This window comes from Mesorhizobium sp. P2_E10 (genome assembly GCF_056404235.1).
Genome location: NZ_JBFUEK010000002.1, coordinates 586,207 through 601,970, shown reverse-complemented (window position 1 = coordinate 601,970; position 15,764 = coordinate 586,207). Strand labels below are relative to the sequence as shown.

Genomic DNA, 15,764 nt, shown 5'->3' with positions numbered 1-15,764 from the left:
TGCCCGGTGACGTGACCGCTGCTTCCCACGGCGATGACGCATCCCTCCAGTCACCGAACTGTACCAGGGGGCCAGTACAGGTTCTGTACTGGCCCCATGATCGGCTTTTGGGTAATGTCGGTCATCTTCTGTTGGAGATCACCACATGACCCAAGCCGGATACAAACAGTTCTGTCCGCTTTCGATGGCCGCCGAACTGCTCTGCACACGCTGGACCATGGTGCTGCTGCGCGAACTGGTGGCGGGATCGACCCGCTTCAACGATCTGCGCCGCGGTGTTCCGAAAATGTCGCCAACCCTTCTGTCGCAACGGCTGAAGGACCTTGAAGCCGGCGGCATTGTCGAGCGCACGGAGGTCAAATCCGAGAAGGGCGTGTTCGAATACCGGCTGACCGAGGCCGGCAGAGATTTGCGCCCGGTGGTCGAAGCGATGGGCTTCTGGGGCCAGAAATGGGTCGAGGCCCGGCTCTCGCTGAAGAACCTCGATCCGTCACTGCTGATGTGGGACATGCGCCGCAATCTGAACCCCAGTCCGCTGCCCGACGGACGCACCGTGATACAGTTCCTGTACCATGACCTGCCGGCGACAAAGCGGTCCTGGTGGCTGATCGTCGAGAAGCAGGGTGATGTCGATCTGTGCTGGTACGATCCGGGATTTGACGTCGATCTCTACGTGTCGACCGACCTGTGCACCATGACCTCGATCTGGATGGGGCTGACGACAGTGCACAAGGAACGCGACAAGATCAGCCTGACCGGAGACCTCGATATCGCCGCCAAAATGCAGACCTGGCTTGGCCTCAGCCCGTTTGCGGTGATGCCGAAGCGTGCCGCGGCGTAGCTGACGTCACCGGCCTCTCGACTAACCGCTTGCAATTCGCAATCAGTTTGCTACAAAGAAGGCAATTGCAAATCACAATCGGTTATCTCGGAGGCACTCATGTCAAAGCTTCGCGTCAATGCATTCACCCTGTCGCTCGACGGCTACGGCGCCGGTCCAGACCAGACCCTGCAAAATCCGCTCGGCGTTGGTGGTGAGGAGCTGCACAAATGGATGACAAGCACCCGCAGCTTCCACCAAATGGTCGGCAAGGATGGCGGCACCACCGATGTGGACGACCGCTTCACAGTCCGCAGCTTCGACAATCTCGGCGCCTGGATCCTCGGCCGCAACATGTTCGGGCCGATCCGCGGCGACTGGCCGGACGACAGCTGGAAAGGCTGGTGGGGCACCAATCCGCCCTACCACGTGCCGGTCTTCGTGCTGACGCACTACAAGCGCGACCCTATCGAAATGGAAGGCGGCACCATTTTCCACTTCGTTACCGGCGGCATCCATGATGCGCTCGACCGGGCGAAAACCGCTGCCGCCGGCAAGGATGTCCGCGTCGGCGGCGGCGTCTCCACCATCCGGCAGTATCTCCAGGAGCAGCTCATCGACGAGTTGCATCTGGCGGTTTCGCCGATGCTGCTCGGCAAGGGCGAGAACCTGTTTGCCGGTCTGGATATGCTGAAGCTCGGCTATCGGTGCACCGAGCAAGTGGCGACGGCGCTTGCCACGCATGTGACGATCAAGCGGGTGTAGGCTCCTTTCTCCCCGTCCCTATGCGGGGAGAAATGCCCGGCAGGGCAATGAGGGGCGGCGCGACCTTTGGAGACTATCGGCAAACTACCAATGGCAACGAATTGGGGCTCAATCGCCCGACGCTGGCGCCGCCCCTCATCCGCCCTTCGGGCACCTTCTCCCCGTTAGACGGGGAGAAGGAAGAACCCCTCAATATTTCTCCGGCACGTAAAGCTCGCGTGGTAGCGTCTGGCGCTCATATTCGGGATTGAAGACGCGATCGGGTAGCGTGATCTCCTCGTGCGGTACTTCCTCATAAGGCATCTGCTTGAGCAGATGATCGATGCAGTTCAGCCGCGCGCGCTTCTTGTCGTTGCCCTCGACGATGTACCAGGGCGCTTCGGGAATGTTGGTGCGGGCGAAGGTCTCTTCCTTGGCCTTGGTGTACTGCTCCCAGCGCACGCGCGACTGCAGGTCCATCGGCGACAGCTTCCACTGCTTCATCGGATCGTGGATGCGCATCAGGAAGCGCATCTGCTGCTCCTCGTCGGTGATGGAGAACCAGTATTTGACAACCGTGACGCCGGAGCGGACCAGCATGCGCTCGAATTCCGGCACGTCGCGGAAGAACTCCTCGACCTGATCTGGTTCGGCAAAGCCCATCACGCGCTCGACGCCGGAACGGTTGTACCAGGAGCGGTCGAACAGGACGATCTCGCCACCGGCCGGCAGATGCGGCACGTAGCGCTGAAAGTACCATTGCGACTTCTCGCGCTCGGTCGGCGCTGGCAGTGCCACGACGCGGCAGATGCGCGGATTGAGCCGCTGGGTGATGCGCTTGATGACGCCGCCCTTGCCGGCCGAGTCGCGGCCCTCGAAAATGACCACCAGCTTCTTCTTGTGATAGGCGACCCAGGACTGCAGCTTGATCAACTCGGACTGCAGGGTGATGAGGTCACGAAAATACTGCATGCGATCGATCGAAGGCGGATGCGCGTTCTTGTAGATCTTGGCAATCTCCATCGACAGCGCCGGCTCCGACATTTCCAGTTCGTAGTCTTCGTCGAGCGTGTCGGCCAGCTCCGCTTCAAGCCAATCCCTGGCTGGAGAATTCTGTTTTAACTCGGTCATTTGCGCTGCTCCGCTTGCCGGCTGACATGAAACCCTGAGCCGACTTGATATAGGCCGGTAGTGACGGTTTTATTGCAGCCACCGGACGCCGCAAATCCGCGAGGCATGGTCGATCCGTCGCCGTGGCATGGCGACAAGCCACTCATATTGTCCTACAAATGCCGAACCCGTTCGGGCTCCCCTGCCCTCCCCACCGAAATTGCGAGGATTTGACATGGAATACCGCACGCTTGGCCGTTCCGGCCTGAAAGTTTCGACGCTGACGCTGGGCACCATGACCTTCGGCGGCACCGGGCCGTTCGCCGCCGTCGGCAATTCCGACGTGGCGGAAGCCAGGCGCATCATCGACACCTGCATCGATGCCGGCATCAATCTCATCGACACCGCCAATGTCTATTCGAACGGGCTTTCGGAAGAGATCATCGGCGAAGCGCTCGGCGGCAAGCGCAAGGGCGATGTGCTGATCGCCTCCAAGGCGCGCATGCGGATCGGCAAGGGTCCGAACGACGAAGGCCTGTCGCGCTACCACCTGATCCGCGAGTGCGAGAAGAGCCTGAAGCGCCTCAGGACCGATGTCATCGACATCTATTTCCTGCACGAATGGGACGGCGTGACGCCGCTCGAGGAAACCATCGCCGCGCTCGACACTTTGGTGGCGCAGGGCAAAGTCCGCTATGTCGGCTGCTCCAATTATTCCGGCTGGCACGTGATGAAGGCGTTGGGGATCAGCGACAGAAGTCATCAGCCGCGTTTCGTCACCCAGCAGATCCACTACACGCTGGAAGCGCGCGAAGCCGAATACGAACTTCTGCCAATCTCGGTCGATCAGGGGCTTGGCGTGCTGGTATGGAGCCCGCTTGCCGGCGGCCTCTTGTCGGGCAAATACCGGCGCGACAGCCCGACCGCGCGCCAGCTTGCCGGCTGGTCGGAACCGCCGATCCGTGATGGGGACCGGCTGTGGCGGATCGTCGACGTGCTGGTCGAGATCGGCAAGAGCCGTGGCGTTTCGGCGGCGCAGGTGGCGCTGGCCTGGCTGCTCGGCCGCCCCGCGGTCAGTTCGCTGGTGATTGGTGGGCGCACCGAAGCGCATTTCAAGGACAACATCGCCGCTGCGAGCCTGGTGCTTGCCGAGGACGAGCGCAGCCGACTCGACGCCGTCAGCCGGCCGCCCTTACTCTATCCCTACTGGCACCAGCAGCTGACAGCCAAGGACCGGTTCGGTCCCGCCGATCTGGTTATCGACCGGAGCGATGTCTGAGCGGCTTGGGTTTCGGGAGCGCCGGCGCTAGCCCGAGATATAGCGCCAGACCTCGGCGTCGGGCTCCACCTGGCCGCTGAGCACGAAATATTTGTAGAGCACGAGCAGCGAGATCGCCTGCTCGGTCTGCTCGTTGCAGAACTTTCGGCAATAGGCGTTGGCGGCGGCAATGATGCGTTCGGCCTCCGCCGGATGCTGCTCGAAATACCGCATTTTTTCGGCAAGATCGGAGAAATCCGCTGCGAGCGGCACATAGTGGATATCAGCTTCTATCTGCTTTTCGGCGAACCAGGTCTCGTATGTCGGCGGCGGCATAAGGCACAGCGAATTCGAACTCATGATCCATTTGAGGTTGGTCGCCACATCATTGCCTTCGAGCGAAACGATGTAGCGGTAGTGCCGCTGCTGGTCGATGCTGAGATATGGCTTGCGGTAAGCCGCCGCGGTCGACTTGGGTGAGCCGACATCGCAGAACGGCAGATCGCGCACCGCCTTCAGGAACAGCGTCCGGATCGGATTGTTGAGTTCGCCGCGCCAGACCACGGCCGGACGCTTGTCCGCGAAACGCATGGTGTCTGCGGGCATGTTGAAATGCCGAAACTTGTCGAGCTTCATCAGCACGGCATTGCTGTTGTCGTCCTGGATTGGCCGATCCTTGACGATCGAAGGCACTTTTGGCACGTCAATGACGTCGCCGAACTCCAGATCGATCAGCAGGCCCGGATCGAAATAGCGGGCGAATTCCTTCAGGTCGTAATAATACATGCTCGGCCTGAACGGCAATCGGCGGACAGGCACGGCATTCGGGCTCGGCACGAAGGCGTGCTGCAGCTTGTTGTAGTAATCCAGCCGTTCGCGCACCGCCGCGTCGGAAAGGCTTGCCTGGCGAAGCCGACCGGCCAGCCTGCCGCGGAACAATGCCTGCGGCGCCAGATCGCGCACGACGTTGCGTGCGTAATAGAACACCTTGACTGAGTTGCGTAGGACTGTGGCCATCGGTCACTTGATCAAAACAGACTGGCGGCCCCAGCATTTCGGCGCCTCAAGTCTTTCCTACACCATTGTGCCGCCTATCTTGCAAGCCCGGAACCACTCGGAAGCTCACCGCAGGGCATCTATGGGTGCCGATCGTCCCCTGCGGTGTTGTGTTTGCAGCCCAATGCTCCTAGGCAGGGGCAAGTCGAGAGAAAGGATACGACATGGCACGACCACCGAACTACGGGCAGGAACGCAAGGAGCGTGACCGGCAGAAGGCTGCCAAGAAGGCGGAGAAGCTGGCGGCCAAGGTCGCGGCCAAGGATCGTTCGACGCCCGAGAGCGAGACCAACGCTGAAGCCGAGACCGAAACGGCAGAATAGAGCGGCATCCGACCCGGCGCGGCAGACCGGCTTACGCCTCCCGGTTACGCCAAGCTCGAGCCGGTCCTTGCCGTGCTCAGGCCGGCATCTTGTCGCTGACGAAGACGTTCACTTCGCGCGCGGCGGCGATGAAGGCGCGCCTTGCGTTCATCGCCGGCTTGTCGCCGGCCAGCGCGTCATGACAGGCCTGCAGCGCTTCGCGGTGCTTCATGCTGCGCTTGCCGGGCCAGCTGTTGAGCAGATAATCGGAAGCCTCGCGCGCCGTACGCAAGAGCTGAGTGCTTCCCTCCGCGACCGACTTGACGGTCACGGGTGTTTCAAATCGGTTGTTTTCCATGGCCGCTCTTACGCCATCGGCGTTCGCGAAGCGAGGCCGAAAGTGATTGCACTGCCCGTTCTGCCTTTTTCTTGATGACGTGCGTCAGGCGGCGACGACGGCAAATCCCCTGGCGCGCAGGCCGCGTCGGTCATTGTGCAGCGACGTCACCAGCCGGTCGCGGCTGCCCACGATGTGGGTTGAGAGCCGGCCTGCCGCCTCGTCGGCGTCGCCAGCCCGCACCGCCGCCAGAATGGCGTGGTGCTCGGCCCAGGCCCGGCCAAGGGCTGCCTCGTCGCGGACTTCGAGCCAGCGGGCGCGCGACAGACGCGTCATCGCATCGCGCACCGCCCTGAACAGAAACTCGTTGCCGGACAGACGCGCCAGCTCGATGTGGAAATCCATGCCGACGCGGTGCCATTCCTCGCGCGGGGTGCCGGCATCGCAGGAGTCGAGCATCGCTTCGATGACGTCGACGGCGCTCCTGTCCTCAAGGGCGCAGGTCAGGCGCAGCGCCCCGACCTCGACCGCCTCGCGGTAGACGGCGATCTGCTCGAGCTCGGCAAGGTTGATCGGCGACACCGTCCAGCCGCGCCCGTCGCGGCAGATCAGCCCCTCCGTCTCCAGCCGCAGCAGTGCCGCCCTGACCGGCGTGCGCGACGCGCCGAAGCGGCCTTCTATCCAACGCTCCGTCAGCCTCTCGCCAGGGCCGATCTCGAGGCCGAGAATCATCTCGCGAAGCTGTTTTTCGACATTCTGCATCTGCGACATTTTTATTCCGTTGTCCTTGTGAATGGACCAATCGGCCGACCGTTCGAGGAGGCCGCATTGACAGCAGCCGGACTTGCGTCCATGACGGATACCAGATTGGTATCCCAAAATGGTATCCGCAGCAAGCCATCGGCTGCCCGGGACAGGACAAAGACATGCCGCAAGACAGCGCAGGCACATATAACGCCCATTGGCGGCGCAATCTGTTCGTCTGCGTTGCCGGCTCGTTCAGCACGCTGATCGCCATGACGCTGCTGCTGCCGTTCCTGCCGCTTTATGTCGAGCAGCTCGGTGCTGAGGGCCACGCGGCAATCGTGCAATGGTCCGGCATAGCCTATGGCGCGACCTTCTTTGCCGCAGCACTGGTCGCGCCGCTGTGGGGACGGCTGGGTGATCGCTATGGCCGCAAGCTGATGCTGGTGCGCGCCAGCTTCGGCATGGCCATCTGCATGTCGCTGACCGGCATGGTGCAGACTGTCTGGCAACTGGTGCTGCTGCGCCTGCTGATCGGATTTGCCGGCGGCTATTCCTCGGGCTCGACCATCCTGGTGGCCATGCAGACCCCCAAGGAGCGCTCCGGCTGGGCGCTCGGCGTGATGTCGGCCGGCATTACCGCCGGCGCCTTGGTCGGCCCCCTGCTCGGCGGCGTGCTGCCGCCATTGATCGGCATCCGCACCACCTTCCTCATCTCTGGCGGCGTCATTTTCCTGGCCTTCCTGGCCACGACCTTTCTCATCAAGGAGAACCCTCGCCCCGTCGTTGCAGAGCCGAGGTCGAAGGAGAAACCCAGAGGCGGCTGGGCGCAGATTCCCGACAAGCGTCCCGTGGTCGCCATGCTGGCGACCGGCATGCTGTTGAGTTTCGCCACCATGTCGATCGAGCCGATCATCACCGTCTATGTGCAGCAGCTCATCGAGAACCAGAGCCGGGTCACGCTGATCTCCGGCGTCGTCATGTCGGCGGCCGCGCTCGGCGCCATCCTGTCGGCCTCGCGTCTCGGTAAGCTCGCCGATCGCATCGGCCACTGGAACGTCGTCGTCGGCGCTCTTGCTGTCTCGGCGCTGCTGCTCATCCCGCAGGCTTTCGTCACCGAGGGCTGGCAGCTGGTGGCCTTGCGTTTCCTGATGGGCCTGGCGCTGGGCGGTCTGTTGCCCTGCATCACCAGCGTCATTCGCCACAATGTTCCGGACGGCGTCGGCGGCAATGTGCTTGGCTTGTCGATCTCGGCGCAGTATGTCGGACAGGTTGCCGGGCCGCTGCTTGGCGGCTTTGTCGGCGGCCATTTCGGCATGCGGGCGGTGTTTCTCGGCACATCGGTGCTGATGGCGGGCGGCGCGGTGTATAACTGGCTGGTCCAGTCACACCGCACACGCGACATGCTGGCGCAAGCCGGCAAATCCTGACACTGCTATTTCAGATCACGGAGACATTGACATGGCCGAGCAGCTTGCTGGCAACAATGGCCGCATCCTGGTTTTTGCCGGCGGCCTGTGCGGCGCGGCGGGCGTAGCGCTGTCGGCCGCGGCGGCGCATCTGGGCGGCGCTTTCGTCGGCACGGCCGCGTCGTTCCTGATCATGCATGCGCCGGTGTTTCTTGCCGCCGGCCTTATCGGCGCAAACCGGATGCTGCGACGCGGAAGCTTCATCCTTCTCGCCGGGCTGCTGCTGTTCGCGGGCGATCTTCTCGCCCGAGACTTCCTTGGCTCAAGGCTGTTTCCGATGTCGGCGCCGATCGGCGGCACCTTGCTCATCGCCGGCTGGCTGGTGATTGCCGGCTCGGCGCTGGTGCGCCAGCGTTCCTGACGCGACAGACCCAAGCCCCACCCCGCCAGCCGGCAAGGCTCAGTCCTGCCGCTGTTCAGTCCTGCCGGCGTTCAAGCCTGCCCAGCAGCTTCCAATTGCGCGGGACACGCTTGGCTGCCCGCCGCTCTTGCCGATTGGTGGCCAGCGGGATGCCCCAATAGTGGCGAAAGATGTCTTCGAACACTTGGTTGACGGGATGCATGGCTTGGTCTCCTCAAAAAATTGAATCGATCCAATCGGTTGGCAAAAAAGATGCCTTGCCGATCAGCTCCGCTTGCGCCCCGCCAGAAGACGTGAATCACGCTTCCACGGTCCGGTCCTGACACGGCGCTTCTCAGTTGCGGCCACCGGGGCGATACCCCAGTCGTTGCCGTAAATGTCTTCGAACAGATAGTTGACGGGATGCATGGCACCCTCCTCTTCAAGCGATCCAACCACAATTGGCACGACACTTGGATCGATTCAAACATAGGTCTTGACAGGCGGATGTCAAGCAAAAATTTGAATCGATCCAACGAAAGTGCTAGATGCTGCCAGCGAACGTGCTAGATGGGAGCTGGAGGCAAGCAACAATGGCGCTACGCGGCGAAGGCAGCACAAGACCCATCCGGCTGGCGGACATCGCCAGAGCCGCCGGTGTTTCGCACGGCACTGCCTCCAATGTCTTCAGCCGTCCCGAGATCGTACGCGAGGAAGTGCGCGAGCGGGTCAAGGCGGCGGCGGAAGCGATGGGCTATGCCGGGCCCGACCCCAAGGGCCGGCTGCTGCGCGCCGGCAAGGTCAATGCGATCGGCGTCGCGACAGGCGAACCCCTCGCCTATTTCTTCGACGATCCCTATGCCCGGGCCATGATGGCCAGCATTTCCACGGCATGCGACGCCACCGGCGCCGGCATAGCACTGGTGTCCGCCAACAATGAGGAAAAGCTTGCCTGGAACATCCAGAGCGCGCTGGTCGACGGCTTCATCCTGTTCTGCATCGAGGGCGGCTCGCGCCTTGTCGAGCTGACACGCGAGCGCAAGCTGCCCTTCGTTGCGCTTGAGCTCGGCTTCGAGGACGAGACGGTTTCGGCGATCGGTGTCGACAATGTCGCCGGCGCCCGCATGGCGGCGCGCCATCTCGCCGAGCTTGGCCATCGCCGCTTCGCCGTGCTGTCGCTGCAGTTCGCCGACGGCCGCACCGGCCTTGTTTCGCCTGAGCAGGTCGCGGCGGCGGTCTACACCGGCACGCGCGACCGCCTTGCCGGCTACTTCGAGGTGCTTTCAGGCTTCGGCGTCGACACCGCCAAGGTGCCGGTTTACGAGACCGAAAACGACGAAGCCAGCACGAGAGCCGGCCTCGAAACCATTTTCGCAAGCGGTGAGAAGCCCACAGCTATCCTGGCGATGTCGGACCGGATGGCCATGATCGCCATCGAATGGCTGGCTGCGCGGGGTATAGCGGTGCCCGGCGATGTCTCCATCGTCGGCTTCGACGGCGTGCCTGGCGCCGCACTTTGCGATCCTGCGCTGACCACGGTCGCCCAGCCGATTGCCGAGATGGGCCGCCGGGCGGCGCGGGCGATCCTTGATTTCGACGGCAAGGTGCTGCGCGAAATACTCGATGTCGAGCTGATCGTCAGGGCTTCGGCCGGGCCGCCCAAGAAAGCTTGAACCCGAATCTATCGGTTGGCGCCTGCCGCCGCCGGCTGCGCGCTGAAGGAGGCCCGCCCGGAGGCTGCTTCGCTGCGTATCGGCCTCTTGCCGGATGCACCAACGGTCGAAAACCATTCGAGATAGAAGGCGAGCGCGAACTGCGTGGCGATGCCTGCAGCGATCAGCAGACTGTCATAGGCAAGGCCTCCGGGATTGATCAGCTTCAGCACCTGCGCTGCCATGGCGAGCACCGTGCCGGCGATGAACACCGGCAGCGAGCGCTTGCCGAGTACGGCGAGCGGATGATCGCGGGCAGTGCGAAACAGGTTCGAGATGGCCGGAAAGGCGACGATCAAATAGCTCACCGCCAGAATGTGCAGCAACCGCGGCAACGACAGGAACGTCTTGTCGAAGCCGGTCAGCACCACCGGCAGATCCAGCCATGACACGTGCCCCCAGAGCGGGCTGTGCACCCAGACAAGCGCTCCCGCGACATAGATTGCCGCCGCGCCGACCAGCCAGCGATTGACTGGAATGGTGCCGCCGCGCCTGACATGCAGCGTGCCCGCCAGGCCGATGTTGAAGAGGAACTGCCACGACAGCGGATTGAGAAACCAGAACCCCGGCTCGGGATAATTGGGCGGCGCGATCTGGTAGATTCCGGCAACCAGCCACAACGTGCCGGACACGGCCAGCGCCAGCAGCGGCCGGTAGCTGACGAACAGCAGGAAGGCCGGCGCCATCAGCAGCAGCGCTGCATAGACCGGCAAGATGTTGTTGTAGCCGAGCTGATGACCAAGCGTGACGATGCCGATCAGCACCTCCGGCGTGTTTTTCATCAGCGGCTCGATGTTGATCAGTTTCAGCAGCTCCGGGCGCCGGGCGAACACCGCTGCCGCGCAGAACATGGCCATCACCGCCATCGTGGTGACGATATGGGCGGCATAGAGCACACCCGCCCGCCGCCACATTTTCAGCGTCGCCAGCAGCCGGCCTCCCGGCTGAAACTTGCTGCCATAGGCAAGGGCGACCGACATGCCCGAGATCAGCACGAACGCTTCCGCCGCGTCCGAAAAGCCGAAATTCTTGTAGGTCAGGGTTTCGAAAGCGGTGCCTGGCACGTGGTCGATGAATATTGTGATCAGCGCGAGTGCGCGAAACACATCGATACGCGTGTCGCGTTCGGACGAAACTGGCATGGACATCGACAAAAGGCCTCAAAGCTGGTCGTTCATTGGGGCAATGCGACCCCCGACGCACCGCTTCGATTCATCCCGTGAGGGAGTGTATCGGCACAGAAACGGACTGAAGTTAGCCTGGTTCAATCAACTTTCACGGAACATGAAAATATTCCGTTTTGAAGCCGGCAAATGAACAAAAGTGACGTTATATCAAAAGGATGTGATGATGACTGAAGAAGCCGCCGAAGACGGACTTCTGAGGCGCGACCTGGATTTTTTCTATCGCGTCTACAGGCCTGCCGATGCAACCGGCGAAGTGCTTTTTCTGCTGCATGGTTCCGGCGTCGACGAGACCACGCTGGTCCCGCTCGGCCGGCAGATCGCGCCGCGCGCGGTGCTGGTGGCGGTGCGTGGCCGCATCCCCCAGGAGGACGGGTTCCGCTGGTTTACACGCATCACGCCGACGCGCTTCGAACAGAACAGCATCCGCACGGAGACCGATGCATTCGCGGACTTCATTGCCGAAGCCGCGAAGCGCCAAAACCTCGATCTCTCCCGCTCCACATTTCTCGGTTATTCGAATGGCGCCAATCTGGTTTCCAGCACCATGCTGCTGCATCCGGGCCTCGTCGAACAGGCGGCGCTGTTACGCGCCATGCCGGTGCTGGACGATGTGCCGCCGGCAGACCTCAGCAAGGCGCGGGTGCTGATCATTGCCGGTGCCGCCGACCTGACCTACGCACCCTTCGCGCCGGCGCTGGTGTCACTGCTCAGCCAGCGCGGCGCCGAGATCGACGCCCGGATCATCCCATCAGGTCATGAATTCGGCGACCGGGATGCCGAAATCGTCAGGCAATGGCTGGCCGATCCAGCGGCCATCACACAGGCGGATTGACCGCTCAGCGCGCGGCGACGGCCACAGGGCGTTCGGCGGCGAGATCGACTACGCCATGCGGGTCAAGATTTACGGCACGTCGCCGGAAAGCGTTGGGAGATTGCAGACATCGTTGCGCTTCATTGGAGCTATCTAGCGGAATGTGCTATGATTCCTGCCGTGGGCAAGAAGGCAAAGCAGAGGATCGAACCCCTGGCAGATCGCGAAATGGCGATCGAAGCCGCCTTCTTTGCCCGCAAGTTCGGCCTCACCAAAGAGGAGGCACTCAAAACCCTCAAAGAGGCCCGCGTCGTGAAACCTAGCAGAAATCTGACAAAAACTCGATAAGCGCTGGGTTGGACGACAACCGCCTTTTGGCAAGAAATCGAACGGCACTTCAGGCCATAGATTTTGCGTCAGATCTCTATGGACGCCTCATCGCCCATATTCAGATTTCGGCGCCCGCTCCGCGTCAGCCGCCCAGGCGCGTGACAAAATAGGTGAGGGCCGAAATGGCGGCCGTGGCCGGCAAAGTGACGATCCAGGCAATGACGATGTTCCCGGCGATGCCCCAGCGTACGGCCGAGATGCGGCGGGCGGCACCGACGCCGATGATGGCGCCGGTGATGGTGTGCGTGGTCGACACCGGAACGCCGAGCCAGGTGGCGGCAAACAGGGTGATCGCGCCGCCGGTCTCGGCGCAGAAGCCCTGCATCGGGTTCAGCCGGGTGATCTTCGAACCCATTGTGTGGACGATGCGCCAGCCGCCGAACAAGGTGCCGAGCGCCAGCGCCGTCTGACAGGTGAGGACGACCCACAGCGGCACATAGAAATTGGCGCCGAGCATGCCTTGCGAATAGAGCAGCACGGCGATGATGCCCATGGTTTTCTGGGCGTCGTTGCCGCCATGGCCGAGCGAATAGAGCGAGGCGGAAAAGAACTGCAGGACGCGGAAGGTGCTGTCGACGGCGAACGGCGTCTGGCGCACGAACAGCCACGAAACGACAAGGATCAGGGCAAGCGCCAGAACAAAACCTGTCGCCGGTGACAGGACGATCGCGGCGACCGTCTTGCCAAGCCCCGTCCAGACGATGGCGCCAACCCCACCCTTGGCAACGCCGGCACCGACCAGCCCGCCGATCAGCGCATGCGAACTGCTCGACGGGATGCCGGCAATCCAGGTGACGATGTTCCAGACAATGGCGCCGACAAGGGCTGAGAAGATCACCGCCGGCGTGACGATAGAGACGTCGACAATGCCCTTCCCTACTGTCTCGGCGACATGAAGGCCGAAGAACATGAAGGCGATGAAATTGAAGAAAGCCGCCCACAAAACCGCATATTGCGGCCGCAGCACGCGGGTGGAGACGATGGTGGCAATGGAATTGGCGGCATCGTGCAGGCCGTTGAGAAAATCGAAGAACAGCGCCACGGCGACAAGGCCGATCAGCACGGGAAAGGCAATGGTGGCTTCCATCACCTAAACATTCTCGATGACGATGCCGCTGATCTCGTTGGCGACGTCCTCGAAACGATCGACCACCTTTTCCAGCTGGCCATAGATCTCTGAGCCGATCAGGTAGGCCATCGGGTCGCTGCGGCCGTGCCGCTTGAACAGGTCCTTCAGCCCTTGCTCGTGCAGATCGTCGGCTCGGCTTTCGACGCGCATGACCTCTTCGGCGATGGCGTTGAGGCGCACGGTGTGGGTGCCGACCTTGCTCAGCAGGGGGATCGCCTCGGCGACCAGCTTGGCGGCAGCGACGATGACGCCGCCCATTTCCTGCATCAGCGGGTCGAATTCCTTCTTTTCGAACAGCTTCACCGTCTTGACGGTCTTGTGCATCATGTCGATGGCATCATCCATCGACTGGATCAGGTCCTTGATGTCGCCGCGATCGAAAGGCGTGATGAAGGAGCGCCGCACCGCCAGCAGGACTTCGGCGGTGATATGATCGGCCTCATCCTCGAGATCGATGATCTTCTGACACCAGCGATCGATGTCCTTGCCCTGGAGAAGCTGCTCCAGCGCCTCGGCGCCGCCGACCACGGTGCGGGAATGTCGCTCGAACAGCTCGAAGAAACGATCCTCGCGCGGCAGCAGCTTGCGGAACCAGCCCAGCATGTCCGACCTCCCGTCGCGCTTCCATGACCCTGTCCATTCACATAGCGCCCCAGCGAGCCACTGGAAACAGTAAGCCGGCTGAAAGATGTGGATGCGGACGACGAGGCTTGAGACGGAAACCGACTTTCGAGAAGCGCAGGATATCTGCGATGAAGATCGCCGGCGTGCGGCCGGCGGAAATCGAAGCGGTGCTGCCGATGCCTTCGGCCGACGTCATGCTGTCGCTGCTCGCCCAGATGGAAGGCTGAGCAGAAGTAACCGCCTACCCTCGCCCGATCCTGTTCCAGGCATCCAGCCCGGCGATCTTGTAGGCTTCGGCGAGCGTTGGATAGTTGAAGGTGTTGTTGACGAAGAAATCGACGGTGCCACCGAGGTTGATCACCGCCTGGCCGATGTGAATGAGTTCGGTGGCGCCCTCGCCGACGATGTGCGCGCCGAGCAGGCGGCGGGTTTCGATCGAGAACAGCAGCTTCAGGAAGCCGGTGTTGACGCCCATGATGTGGCCGCGCGAGGTCTCGCGGAAGCGCGCCACGCCGACTTCATAGGCAGCGCCGCTGTCGCGCACCTGTTCCTCGGACTGGCCGACGGTGGAGATTTCCGGAACCGCGTAGATGCCATAGGGAAAGGTTTCAGGCGGCGGCGGCAGCGGCACGCCGAAGGCATGGCAGGCGGCCACCCTGCCCTGCTCCATCGAGGTGGAAGCGAGGCTGGGAAAGCCAATGACGTCGCCAGCGGCATAGATGTTGGGCACGCTGGTCTGGAAAGTCTGCGGGTCGACCTTGATGCGGCCCCTGGAATCGGCGTCGATGCCGACCAGGTCGAGGCCCAAGGTTCCGACATTGCCGGTGCGACCGGCGGCGTAGAGTACGACATCCGAACGGATGGTGCGGCCGTCGGCCAGTTCGACTTCGGCGGCTTCCGGCTTGGAGCGGATTTCCTTCACCGCGCTGCCCAGCCGGATCGTCATGCCGCGGTCGCGCATCTGGTGGATGAAATCGTCGACGATCTCGCGGTCGACGAAATCGAGGATGGTGTTGCGCGGCTCGACCAGCGTCACCGGCACGTCGAGCGCGGAAAAAATCGTCGCGTATTCGACGCCGATGACGCCGCCGCCGATCACCGTCAGCGTGCGCGGCAACTGGCCAAGCTCCAGCATCTCGTCGCTGTCGAAGACACGGGTCTTGTCGAAGGGCACGTCACGCGGCCGATGCGGCCTGGTGCCGACCGCGATCAGCGCATGGGCGAATCCGACTTCGCTGTAGTCGCCGGTGTCGGTGGTCAGGCTGACCTTGTTGGGTCCGAGGAACTTTACCGCGGCGCGCGCGCTCTTGACCGTATTGCGCATGAACTGGTGCTGCAGCACCTCGACCTCGTGATCGAGCGTCTTGTGCAGGCGTTCGACCAGATCGCCAACCGAAATGTCCTGCTTGACCCGGTAGCCGCGTCCGTAAAAGCCACGCTCGCGCCAACCGGAAAGGTTGAGCACCGTCTCGCGCAGTGTCTTCGACGGGATGGTGCCGGTGTGTACGGACACGCCGCCGAGGCGCCGCCCCCTGTCGACCACCAGCACCGATTTGCCGAGCTTGGCCGATTGCACCGCGGCGCGGCGCCCGGAAGGCCCGCTGCCGATGACCAGCATGTCATAATCCATATTGCCCCGTCCCTCGCCCCTGGCGCCTGACTGCCTTTGTTGCGCCGCAGCAAGCTAACGCCATCCGTGCGGTGAATTCAACCGATTCGCACCGCGCCGGC

19 protein-coding genes are annotated in these 15,764 nt (G+C 62.6%); 9 read left to right on the top strand and 10 right to left on the bottom strand.

All coding sequences use genetic code 11. The features are described from left to right. The first annotated feature begins 145 nt into the window (after nucleotides 1-145). Both AC1D0N_RS07595 and AC1D0N_RS07590 read left to right on the top strand, forming a co-directional pair. Entirely contained in the window at nucleotides 146-841 is a 696-nt protein-coding gene (locus AC1D0N_RS07595; RefSeq protein ID WP_477242813.1) for a winged helix-turn-helix transcriptional regulator, read from the top strand. Between the two features lie 99 nt (nucleotides 842-940). Continuing rightward, complete coding sequence (locus AC1D0N_RS07590; protein ID WP_477242812.1) at nucleotides 941-1,585, top strand: dihydrofolate reductase family protein; 645 nt, start codon at nucleotides 941-943, stop codon at nucleotides 1,583-1,585. 189 nt (nucleotides 1,586-1,774) lie between these two features. Here the strand turns inward: AC1D0N_RS07590 and ppk2 are convergent, their stop codons facing one another. Further along, nucleotides 1,775-2,695 (bottom strand): polyphosphate kinase 2, encoded by a 921-nt coding sequence (ppk2, locus tag AC1D0N_RS07585; RefSeq protein ID WP_477242811.1) that lies wholly within the window; start codon nucleotides 2,693-2,695, stop codon nucleotides 1,775-1,777. A gap of 214 nt (nucleotides 2,696-2,909) precedes the next feature. On the opposite strand from ppk2, the gene AC1D0N_RS07580 reads away from it, so the two are divergent. Then, the gene (locus AC1D0N_RS07580; protein ID WP_477242810.1) at nucleotides 2,910-3,953 is read left to right on the top strand and encodes an aldo/keto reductase; all 1,044 of its coding nucleotides are present in this window, start codon (nucleotides 2,910-2,912) and stop codon (nucleotides 3,951-3,953) included. A gap of 27 nt (nucleotides 3,954-3,980) precedes the next feature. On the opposite strand, the gene AC1D0N_RS07575 is transcribed toward AC1D0N_RS07580, so the two are convergent. Beyond that, entirely contained in the window at nucleotides 3,981-4,949 is a 969-nt protein-coding gene (locus tag AC1D0N_RS07575) for a glycosyl transferase family 90 (RefSeq protein ID WP_477242809.1), read from the bottom strand. 203 nt (nucleotides 4,950-5,152) lie between these two features. Here AC1D0N_RS07575 and AC1D0N_RS07570 point away from each other — a divergent pair, with 203 nt between their 5' ends. Continuing rightward, on the top strand, nucleotides 5,153-5,311 hold the full coding sequence (locus AC1D0N_RS07570; RefSeq protein ID WP_477242808.1) for a hypothetical protein: 159 nt from the start codon (nucleotides 5,153-5,155) through the stop codon (nucleotides 5,309-5,311). A gap of 76 nt (nucleotides 5,312-5,387) precedes the next feature. Here the strand turns inward: AC1D0N_RS07570 and AC1D0N_RS07565 are convergent, their stop codons facing one another. Further along, complete coding sequence (locus tag AC1D0N_RS07565; protein ID WP_477242807.1) at nucleotides 5,388-5,621, bottom strand: DUF982 domain-containing protein; 234 nt, start codon at nucleotides 5,619-5,621, stop codon at nucleotides 5,388-5,390. A gap of 111 nt (nucleotides 5,622-5,732) precedes the next feature. Next, nucleotides 5,733-6,398, bottom strand: a complete 666-nt coding sequence (locus AC1D0N_RS07560; RefSeq protein WP_477242806.1) for a GntR family transcriptional regulator — start codon at nucleotides 6,396-6,398, stop codon at nucleotides 5,733-5,735. 155 nt (nucleotides 6,399-6,553) lie between these two features. On the opposite strand from AC1D0N_RS07560, the gene AC1D0N_RS07555 reads away from it, so the two are divergent. Then, entirely contained in the window at nucleotides 6,554-7,801 is a 1,248-nt protein-coding gene (locus AC1D0N_RS07555; RefSeq protein WP_477242805.1) for a multidrug efflux MFS transporter, read from the top strand. 31 nt (nucleotides 7,802-7,832) lie between these two features. Next, entirely contained in the window at nucleotides 7,833-8,201 is a 369-nt protein-coding gene (locus AC1D0N_RS07550; protein ID WP_477242804.1) for a DUF423 domain-containing protein, read from the top strand. Between the two features lie 55 nt (nucleotides 8,202-8,256). Here AC1D0N_RS07550 and AC1D0N_RS07545 read toward each other — a convergent pair whose 3' ends face one another. Both AC1D0N_RS07545 and AC1D0N_RS07540 read right to left on the bottom strand, forming a co-directional pair. Further along, nucleotides 8,257-8,403, bottom strand: coding sequence for a hypothetical protein (locus tag AC1D0N_RS07545; protein ID WP_477242803.1), 147 nt, complete (start codon nucleotides 8,401-8,403; stop codon nucleotides 8,257-8,259). Between the two features lie 62 nt (nucleotides 8,404-8,465). Next, nucleotides 8,466-8,609 carry a hypothetical protein gene (locus AC1D0N_RS07540; protein WP_477242802.1) on the bottom strand — a complete coding sequence of 48 codons (144 nt, stop codon included), beginning with the start codon at nucleotides 8,607-8,609 and terminating at the stop codon, nucleotides 8,466-8,468. A gap of 164 nt (nucleotides 8,610-8,773) precedes the next feature. Between AC1D0N_RS07540 and AC1D0N_RS07535 the strand changes: the two genes are divergently transcribed. Beyond that, nucleotides 8,774-9,853 (top strand): LacI family DNA-binding transcriptional regulator, encoded by a 1,080-nt coding sequence (locus AC1D0N_RS07535; RefSeq protein WP_477242801.1) that lies wholly within the window; start codon nucleotides 8,774-8,776, stop codon nucleotides 9,851-9,853. An 8-nt stretch (nucleotides 9,854-9,861) separates the two neighbouring features. On the opposite strand, the gene AC1D0N_RS07530 is transcribed toward AC1D0N_RS07535, so the two are convergent. Continuing rightward, on the bottom strand, nucleotides 9,862-11,040 hold the full coding sequence (locus AC1D0N_RS07530) for an OpgC family protein (RefSeq protein WP_477242800.1): 1,179 nt from the start codon (nucleotides 11,038-11,040) through the stop codon (nucleotides 9,862-9,864). Between the two features lie 202 nt (nucleotides 11,041-11,242). On the opposite strand from AC1D0N_RS07530, the gene AC1D0N_RS07525 reads away from it, so the two are divergent. Continuing rightward, nucleotides 11,243-11,911, top strand: coding sequence for an alpha/beta hydrolase (locus tag AC1D0N_RS07525; protein WP_477242799.1), 669 nt, complete (start codon nucleotides 11,243-11,245; stop codon nucleotides 11,909-11,911). A gap of 147 nt (nucleotides 11,912-12,058) precedes the next feature. Further along, entirely contained in the window at nucleotides 12,059-12,238 is a 180-nt protein-coding gene (locus AC1D0N_RS07520) for a hypothetical protein (RefSeq protein WP_477242798.1), read from the top strand. A 124-nt stretch (nucleotides 12,239-12,362) separates the two neighbouring features. Here the strand turns inward: AC1D0N_RS07520 and AC1D0N_RS07515 are convergent, their stop codons facing one another. The 3 genes from AC1D0N_RS07515 to sthA form a co-directional block, all read right to left on the bottom strand. After that, nucleotides 12,363-13,367 carry an inorganic phosphate transporter gene (locus tag AC1D0N_RS07515; RefSeq protein WP_477243114.1) on the bottom strand — a complete coding sequence of 335 codons (1,005 nt, stop codon included), beginning with the start codon at nucleotides 13,365-13,367 and terminating at the stop codon, nucleotides 12,363-12,365. Between the two features lie 3 nt (nucleotides 13,368-13,370). After that, nucleotides 13,371-14,012 (bottom strand): DUF47 family protein, encoded by a 642-nt coding sequence (locus AC1D0N_RS07510; RefSeq protein WP_477242797.1) that lies wholly within the window; start codon nucleotides 14,010-14,012, stop codon nucleotides 13,371-13,373. Nucleotides 14,013-14,274: 262 nt separating this feature from the next. After that, nucleotides 14,275-15,663, bottom strand: coding sequence for a Si-specific NAD(P)(+) transhydrogenase (sthA, locus tag AC1D0N_RS07505; protein ID WP_477242796.1), 1,389 nt, complete (start codon nucleotides 15,661-15,663; stop codon nucleotides 14,275-14,277). Between the last annotated feature and the right edge of the window lie 101 nt (nucleotides 15,664-15,764).

Bases quoted from the DNA above. Each gene is read 5' to 3' on its own strand.
- AC1D0N_RS07520 (WP_477242798.1), top strand. From the start codon at position 12,059: ATGATTCCTGCCGTGGGCAAGAAGGCAAAGCAGAGGATCGAACCCCTG.
- AC1D0N_RS07530 (WP_477242800.1), bottom strand. From the start codon at position 11,040: ATGTCCATGCCAGTTTCGTCCGAACGCGACACGCGTATCGATGTGTTT.
- AC1D0N_RS07525 (WP_477242799.1), top strand. From the start codon at position 11,243: ATGACTGAAGAAGCCGCCGAAGACGGACTTCTGAGGCGCGACCTGGAT.
- AC1D0N_RS07575 (WP_477242809.1), bottom strand. From the start codon at position 4,949: ATGGCCACAGTCCTACGCAACTCAGTCAAGGTGTTCTATTACGCACGC.
- AC1D0N_RS07590 (WP_477242812.1), top strand. From the start codon at position 941: ATGTCAAAGCTTCGCGTCAATGCATTCACCCTGTCGCTCGACGGCTAC.
- AC1D0N_RS07545 (WP_477242803.1), bottom strand. From the start codon at position 8,403: ATGCATCCCGTCAACCAAGTGTTCGAAGACATCTTTCGCCACTATTGG.
- AC1D0N_RS07560 (WP_477242806.1), bottom strand. From the start codon at position 6,398: ATGTCGCAGATGCAGAATGTCGAAAAACAGCTTCGCGAGATGATTCTC.
- AC1D0N_RS07595 (WP_477242813.1), top strand. From the start codon at position 146: ATGACCCAAGCCGGATACAAACAGTTCTGTCCGCTTTCGATGGCCGCC.
- ppk2 (WP_477242811.1), bottom strand. From the start codon at position 2,695: ATGACCGAGTTAAAACAGAATTCTCCAGCCAGGGATTGGCTTGAAGCG.
- AC1D0N_RS07535 (WP_477242801.1), top strand. From the start codon at position 8,774: ATGGCGCTACGCGGCGAAGGCAGCACAAGACCCATCCGGCTGGCGGAC.
- AC1D0N_RS07555 (WP_477242805.1), top strand. From the start codon at position 6,554: ATGCCGCAAGACAGCGCAGGCACATATAACGCCCATTGGCGGCGCAAT.
- AC1D0N_RS07570 (WP_477242808.1), top strand. From the start codon at position 5,153: ATGGCACGACCACCGAACTACGGGCAGGAACGCAAGGAGCGTGACCGG.
- sthA (WP_477242796.1), bottom strand. From the start codon at position 15,663: ATGGATTATGACATGCTGGTCATCGGCAGCGGGCCTTCCGGGCGCCGC.
- AC1D0N_RS07580 (WP_477242810.1), top strand. From the start codon at position 2,910: ATGGAATACCGCACGCTTGGCCGTTCCGGCCTGAAAGTTTCGACGCTG.
- AC1D0N_RS07540 (WP_477242802.1), bottom strand. From the start codon at position 8,609: ATGCATCCCGTCAACTATCTGTTCGAAGACATTTACGGCAACGACTGG.
- AC1D0N_RS07550 (WP_477242804.1), top strand. From the start codon at position 7,833: ATGGCCGAGCAGCTTGCTGGCAACAATGGCCGCATCCTGGTTTTTGCC.
- AC1D0N_RS07515 (WP_477243114.1), bottom strand. From the start codon at position 13,367: ATGGAAGCCACCATTGCCTTTCCCGTGCTGATCGGCCTTGTCGCCGTG.
- AC1D0N_RS07510 (WP_477242797.1), bottom strand. From the start codon at position 14,012: ATGCTGGGCTGGTTCCGCAAGCTGCTGCCGCGCGAGGATCGTTTCTTC.